We start from the raw sequence: 7,135 nt of genomic DNA, 5'->3' as shown, positions 1-7,135 counted from the left end.
GTTTTCGTGGGCAGCCACGCCTGTGAAGAGCGCGATGGTGCAAACGTTGCGCGATACGAACGCCGGGGACGGACTCAAGGACGTTGAACCATCCCTCGAGCGGGTTTCAATCCTGGCAATCGCAAGCTGCAACTTGCCGGAGCGACTTCTAGCTTACCCTGACAAGCTTGGCCAGTTCAGCATACAGACGCTCTTCTTCAGGGCCTGGATGGGTTGGAATGGTGATGCGAATTTCGGCGTACTGGTCTCCACGGCTCTTGTCCTTGCGGGGCCAGCCCTTGCCGCTCAGGCGCAGCTTGCGCCCGGCCTGGGTGCGCTTGGGAATGGTCATTTCGACGGGGCCGTCGAGGGTCTGCACCCGCACCTTGCCGCCGACCACCGCAATGGGTGCAGGCACCTCCACCACGGTGTAGAGGTCGTCGCCTTCTAACCGCATCTCGGGCCGGGACTGAAGCTTGATGTGCAGGTACAGGTCTCCCCCGGCCCGGCCCTTACCGGCCAGGCGAATCTTCTGGCCTTCCCGCACCCCTGGCGGGATTCGCACGGTAATGCGTTCGGCCCCAATGGAAATGGTTTTTTCGCCGCCCCGGTAGGCTTCCTCCAGGGTAAGGGGGAGTTCGGCCTCGAGGTCGGCCCCCATCCGGCGGGCACCGGGGCCCGCAGCGTCGAACAGGTCGCCAAACCCCCCAAAGCCCCCCCGGCCCCCAAGGTTGCCAAACAACTGCTGGAAGAAATCGGAGAAATCGCCCACATTACCGCCAAAACCCCCAAAACCGCCCTGGCCCGGCGGGGGGCCCTGCCACTGGCCGCTGCCCGCCGCCGTACCGTAGGTATCGTAGAACCTGCGCTTTTCGGGATCGGACAAGACCGTGTAGGCTTCGTTGATTTCCTTGAAGCGCTCCTCGGCCCCCGGCTCCTTGCTGACGTCGGGGTGGTACTTGCGGGCCAGCTTCTTGAACGCTTTCTTGATTTCGTCTTCGGAAGCGTTTTTCGAGACCCCCAGAATTTTGTAGTAGTCCTTGTAGGCCATAGTCAACCGAGAGCCGGGCGCCGAGGGCAGAGGGCTTTAGTTCTTCTCGCTGTGCGCACCCGGCTCGCTGCCCTCTGCCTCCTTCACGCCATTTCCTACCACCACCCGGGCGGGCCGCACCAGCAGGTCGCCGTAGCGGAAGCCCTGCTGATAGACGTGCATCACCTTGCCTTCCTCCCCTTCCACAGCCCCGATGGCCTCGTGGTAGCGCGGGTCGAACTCGGCCCCAACCCCAGGCACGGCCTCCACCCCCAGGCCCTTCAGGCTGCGGGCAAAGTTTTCCAGCACGCTCCTCACGCCGGGAATTAGGTCTTCGGGCTTGACGCTGGCAAAACCCAAGGCCCGCTCGAGGTCGTCCAGCGTGCCGAGCAAGGCCCGCACCGCATCGAATTTGCCGTTGCGCTGGGCCGACTCCAGCTCCTGCACCATGCGCTTCTTGTAGTTTTCAAAGTCGGCATACAGGCGCAGGAACTTGTTTTTGGAAGCCTCGAGCTCAGCTTTTAGAAACTCCACCTCGCCGCGCAGACGCTCGAGCTCGGGCAGCTCGCTGGTCTCCGGCGCAGGGGATTCGGCCACGGTTTCCTTGTTCTCCATACACACCTCAACACATCTGAGGCCGAGGGGCCTCTACCCCCCGGCCCTCGAGCTTAGTCGGCGGGTTTGTAGTCTGCGTCAATCACGTCGTCCGACTTGGGCGTGCTGCCGGCAGACTGCCCGCTCGAAGCAGCGGCGCCCTGCTCGTAAGCCTGCAAAGCTGCCAGCAGTTCCTCGGTGGCGCTGCGCAGGTCGGCATCGGCCCCGTCGCTCTCGACCAGGCTCTTGGCCTTGCCGATGGCGGCCTCGAGCCGGCTCTTGGCTTCGGGGGTGCTTTGCTTTTCACCCATCACCCGCTCGGCCTGGATGCGGGCGGTGTCGAGGTTGTTCTTGAGGTCGGCGTGTTCCTTGCGCTTGCGGTCGGCCTCGGCGTTGGCCTCGGCTTCCTTCACCATGCGCTCAATCTCTTGCTCGGAGAGGGTGGTGGTGTTCTGGATGGTAATCGAGGCTTCCTTGCCGGTGGACTTCTCCTTGGCGGTGGCATGCAGGATGCCGTTGGCGTCAATGTCGAAGGTGACCTCGATCTGCGGCATCCCGGCGGGCATGGGCGGGATACCATCCAGGCGGAAACGGCCCAGGCTCTTGTTGTCGGCGGCCATGGGGCGCTCCCCTTGCAGCACGTGAATCTCCACCGAGGGCTGGTTGTGTTCGGCGGTGGTGAAGATCTCCGACTTGCGGGTGGGCACGGTGGTGTTGCGCGGAATCAGCACGGTGCACACCCCACCTTTGGTCTCCACCCCCAGCGAGAGCGGGGTCACATCCAGCAGCACCACGTCTTCCACGTGCCCGGTCAGCACCCCTGCCTGTACAGCGGCCCCCAAGGCCACCACCTCGTCGGGGTTCACGCTGCGGTTGGGCTCCTTGCCCAGCATCTCCTTCACAATCTGCTGCACCGCCGGGACGCGGGTCGAGCCGCCCACCAACAGCACCTCGTCAATCTGGCCTGCGCTCAAACCCGCGTCGCGCAGGGCCTGTTCGACGGGGCCGCGAATCTTCTTGAGCAAAGGGCCAATCAGCTCCTCGAACTTGGCCCGGGTGAGCTTCTTCTCCAGGTGCAGAGGGGTCTTGGAGACCGGGTCGAGGCCGATGAAGGGAAGGCTAATGGTGGTCTCGGTGACCGCCGAAAGCTCAATTTTGGCCTTCTCGGCTGCCTCAATCAGGCGTTGCAGGGCCTGCCGGTCGGCCTTCAGGTCTACGCCGCCGGACTCTTTCTTGAACTCCTCGGCCAGCCAGTTCACGATGGCGTGGTCGAAGTCGGATCCACCCAGGTGGGTATCGCCGGCGGTGGCTTTCACCTCGAAGACCCCGTCGCCAATCTCGAGCACCGTCACGTCGAAGGTGCCCCCGCCCAGGTCGAAGACCAGCACCGTCTCGTGGCCCTTTTTGTCCAGGCCATAGGCCAGCGCCGCCGCGGTGGGCTCGTTGACGATGCGCAAGACCTCGAGGCCCGCAATCTTGCCGGCGTTGGCGGTGGCTTCGCGCTGGGAGTTGTTGAAGTAGGCCGGCACGGTGATTACGGCCTTGGTAATCTTCTCGCCCAGCTTCTTGCTGGCGTCCTCGACCAGCTTGCGCAGAATCATGGCCGAGATTTCCTCGGGGGTGTAGAGCTTGCCCTGAATCTCCACCCGCACCCCCCCATCGGGGCCCTTGACCACCTTGTAGGGCACCCGCTTGACCTCGTCCTGGACCTCGTCCCAGCTGCGCCCGATGAAGCGCTTGATCTCGAACACGGTGCCCTCGGCGTTGAGCACGGCCTGCCGCCGCGCCACCCGGCCCACAAGCTGGTCGCTGCCCTTGTACGCCACCACACTCGGGGTGGTGCGCTCGCCCTCGGCGTTTTCCAACACCACCGGGCTGCCGCCTTCCATAATGGCGATGACGCTGTTCGTGGTTCCTAAGTCAATTCCTACGGCTTTTGCCATACATCCTCCGCTTGCCGCACTAAGCACGGCTCACTAACCTATAGGATAGCTTTTGTTAATCATATAGTCAATAGAGTTGAGTGTAGTTGTATCAAGGTCTCAACAGTTCCGTTCTACTGGCGGATACACCAAGGTACGGGGTGAGTGCACATGTGCTCGAGCCAACCTCCAGCCTGGCTCAACGACACCTTCCATTTTCTGTGCTGTCCTCCATGCCCGTGCCCAAATCCGCGCTCAACTTACATTTCCCTGGAATTTATTCCTAAAATACCATCCTCAAGAGTAGCCTAAGCCTGTCCACAAAAGGACATTCGGACCTTACAGCGCACGGTTCTTTTGACTACCTTTCTATCTATAATAGGGTGTACGCTGGGAGGACAATGAACCGCTTGCCGTTCAACCTTTGGTTTGTTTTGCTTGCAGCTATTCTGATTGCCTGGGCTTTTAGCCTGACCTCCAATCAGCAGCCCACCAATCAGGTGGCCTACACCACCTTTCTCAACGAGATTGACCAGGGCCGTGTGGCCAAAATTGCGGTGGATGGACGGCAGCTCAACGTAACCCGCCGGGACGACGGCGACCAGTACGTGACCTTTGCGCCCGGCCCCATCGACACCACCACCATCCGCGAGTGGGGCGACAAGAAAATTCAGGTGGAAATTGCCCCACCCCGGCGGGAAAACCCTTTGCTGGGCTTCCTGATTCCCTTACTTCTGATCGGCTTGCTGGTGGCAATCTTTTTCTTCTTCTCGCGCAACAGAGGTCCCTCGGGCGACAGTGCTTTTAGCTTTACCAAAAGCCGGGCCAAGGTGCTGACCGAGGCCCCTAAAACCAACTTCAAGGACGTAGCCGGCTGCGAGGAAGCCAAGGAGGAGCTCAAGGAAATCGTGGAGTTCCTCAAAGCCCCGGCCCGCTTTCACGAGATGGGGGCCCGCATCCCCAAGGGCGTGCTGCTGGTTGGCCCGCCCGGCTCAGGCAAAACCCACATCGCCCGAGCGGTGGCCGGTGAGGCCAAGGTGCCCTTCATTGCCGCCTCCGGCTCCGACTTTGTGGAAATGTTCGTGGGGGTCGGCGCAGCCCGGGTGCGCGACCTGTTCGAGACCGCCAAGCGCCACGCCCCCTGCATCATTTTCATAGACGAGATTGACGCGGTAGGCCGCCGGCGAGGCGGGGGCGTGGGAGGGGGTAACGACGAGCGGGAGCAGACCCTCAACCAGCTATTGGTCGAGCTGGACGGCTTTGAAAAAGAGACCAGCATTATCATCATGGCCGCCACCAACCGCCCCGACGTGCTCGACCCGGCCCTGTTGCGTCCGGGCCGCTTTGACCGACAGGTTGCCATTGACGCGCCGGATGTGAAGGGGCGCGAGCAAATCCTCAGGATTCACGCCAAGGGCAAGCCGCTGGCTGAGGATGTGGATTTAGCTCTGCTGGCCAAGCGCACCCCGGGGTTTGTGGGGGCCGACCTCGAGAACCTGCTCAACGAATCGGCGCTGCTGGCTGCCCGCGATGGGCGCAAAAAGATCACCATGAAAGACCTGGAAGAAGCCGCCGACCGGGTGATCATGGGGCCGGCCAAGAAGAGCATGGTCATCTCGCCCAAAGACCGCGAGGTCACCGCCTACCACGAGGCCGGCCATGCCCTGGCCGCTCACTTCCTGGAGCATGCCGACAACGTGCACAAGGTAACCATCGTGCCGCGTGGGCGGGCCATGGGCTTTATGATGCCCAGCCGCCAGGACACACTGCACTGGAGCAAGAAGCGCCTGACCGACCAGATTGCGGTGGCCCTGGCTGGCCGGGCCGCCGAGGAGCTGGTGTTCGATGATGTGACCACCGGGGCCGAGAACGACTTCCGCCAGGCCACCGACCTGGCCCGGCGCATGATTACCGAGTGGGGCATGCACCCCGACTTCGGCACGGTGGCCTACCAGGTGCGCGAGGACACCTACCTGGGCGGCTACGACACCCGGCAGTACTCCGAGGACACCGCCAAGCGCATTGACGAAGCGGTGCAGAAGCTCCTTCAGGAGCAGCACGACCGGGTGCTGAACCTGCTGACCGAGAAACGGGAGGTGCTGGAGCGGGTCACCCAGGTACTCCTCGAGCGCGAGACCCTGAACGCCGAGGAGTTTGTGCGGGTGGTGGAGGGCGAGGCCCTGGAGAACCCCCTGCCCCCCAGCGAACCCCCTAAAGACAAGGAAGAAAAGGAGCCTCCGCGCATCGTGCCCAAAATCAAGCCCAACCTGGGCGGGGCCTGAGCCGTCGGTGCAGGCCCCCTGCGCCGATGGGGGCTGCACGGCGAGGGGTTTTCTTCCCCCGCAGCCTTTTCGGTAAGCTAGCAGAATGCGGCTCTACTGGGAACAACCTTATGCCAGCGAGTTCGAGGCCCGCGTGGTGCGGGCCTGGAGCGAAGGGGAAAAGCACTACGCGGTGCTGGACCAGACCCTTTTCTACCCCACCTCGGGCGGCCAGGCCTGCGATACCGGCAGCCTGGGGGGGGTGGCGGTGCTGGAGGTGCTCGAGGACGCCAAGGCCACCGGCCAGGTGATTCACCGGCTGAAGGGCCCCCTCGCCGAAGGGCAACAGGTGCAGGGCCAGCTCAACTGGACCCGCCGCTACCGCCACATGCAGCGCCACACCGCCGAACACATGCTGGGGCAGGCTTTTTTGCGGGCTGCGGGCTGGAACGTGCGGGCGGTCAACATGAGCAGCCCGGTCTGCACCATGGACTTTGACGGCGAGCCCGCCGAAGAAACCATCCGCCGGGCCGAGGCCCTGGCCAACTGGGCGGTTTACGCCAACACCGCGGTACGCACCTATTTCATTGACCACTCCGAGGCCAAAGCCCACGGCCTGCGCCGCCCGCCCAAGGTCAGCGGCACCCTCCGGGTGGTGGAGATTGAACACTGGGACAAGGTGGCCTGCGGGGGCCTGCACGTGGCCCACACCGGCGAGGCGGGCCCCATCAAAATCACCAAGTTCGAGCGCTACAAAGGCGGCACCCGCATCTACTTCGTGGCGGGCTGGGAGGCCTTAGAGCTATTCGACCAGGCACACCGCCTGCTCAGCCGGCTGGGCGAGCGGTTCAGCGCTGGCCCGCTGGAGCTGGAAAGGCCCCTCGAGAACATGCGCCGCGAGTGGTACCGGGTGCGGGCCGAAAACGCCGCCCTCAAGGACGAGCTGGCCGAGCGCCTGATGCGCGAGCTGCTGGCCGAGTTCCCCGGCCTTTCCATCGCGGCGCAGGTTCCGAACGCCGTGCTGGACATGGTCGGGAAGCGGCTGGCGGAGTGGCCGGGGGTGCTGGCTTTGCTGCTCGCGCAGGCCGAGGACCAAGCCCGCTACGTGCTGCTCAAGCATCCGAGCCGCCCCGAGAATTTAGAGGCCATCTGGGAGGCGGTGCTCAGGCCGCTCGGTGCGAAGGGCGGAGGGGCTTTGGTCAAGCTGGGGGTGCTGCCCCTCAAAGCCCTGCACCTGGCGCTGGAAGGCTTCCGGAAATACCTGTCCGATGGTTCCCGAGTACCTTAGGTGTCGGCCAGGGCGAAGGCTCTCGAACCCGCCTCGTTTGAAATGCTGGAGCGGCGGGGCC

General features: G+C 63.6%; 5 protein-coding genes. 2 read left to right on the top strand and 3 right to left on the bottom strand.

What is annotated here, in order from left to right; translation table 11 throughout:
* Window positions 1-148 precede the first annotated feature (148 nt).
* From NZN28_RS07640 to dnaK, 3 genes are read right to left on the bottom strand one after another with little or no spacing between them, the layout of a single operon-like run.
* Complete coding sequence (locus tag NZN28_RS07640) at window positions 149-1,030, bottom strand: DnaJ C-terminal domain-containing protein (protein WP_295396888.1); 882 nt, start codon at window positions 1,028-1,030, stop codon at window positions 149-151.
* A 36-nt stretch (window positions 1,031-1,066) separates the two neighbouring features.
* Complete coding sequence (locus tag NZN28_RS07635; RefSeq protein WP_295396887.1) at window positions 1,067-1,624, bottom strand: nucleotide exchange factor GrpE; 558 nt, start codon at window positions 1,622-1,624, stop codon at window positions 1,067-1,069.
* Between the two features lie 53 nt (window positions 1,625-1,677).
* Window positions 1,678-3,546 carry a molecular chaperone DnaK gene (gene dnaK, locus NZN28_RS07630; protein WP_295396884.1) on the bottom strand — a complete coding sequence of 623 codons (1,869 nt, stop codon included), beginning with the start codon at window positions 3,544-3,546 and terminating at the stop codon, window positions 1,678-1,680.
* A 380-nt stretch (window positions 3,547-3,926) separates the two neighbouring features.
* Between dnaK and ftsH the strand changes: the two genes are divergently transcribed.
* Together ftsH and NZN28_RS07620 are read left to right on the top strand one after the other, a co-directional pair.
* Window positions 3,927-5,807, top strand: coding sequence for an ATP-dependent zinc metalloprotease FtsH (gene ftsH, locus NZN28_RS07625; protein ID WP_295396882.1), 1,881 nt, complete (start codon window positions 3,927-3,929; stop codon window positions 5,805-5,807).
* 85 nt (window positions 5,808-5,892) lie between these two features.
* On the top strand, window positions 5,893-7,074 hold the full coding sequence (locus NZN28_RS07620) for an alanyl-tRNA editing protein (protein ID WP_295396879.1): 1,182 nt from the start codon (window positions 5,893-5,895) through the stop codon (window positions 7,072-7,074).
* Window positions 7,075-7,135: the final 61 nt, after the last annotated feature.

The organism is Meiothermus sp. (assembly GCF_025056915.1).
GTDB lineage: Bacteria > Deinococcota > Deinococci > Deinococcales > Thermaceae > Meiothermus.
The sequence above is the reverse complement of the archived record's forward strand: the minus strand, read 5'-3'. Positions and strand labels throughout refer to the sequence as shown.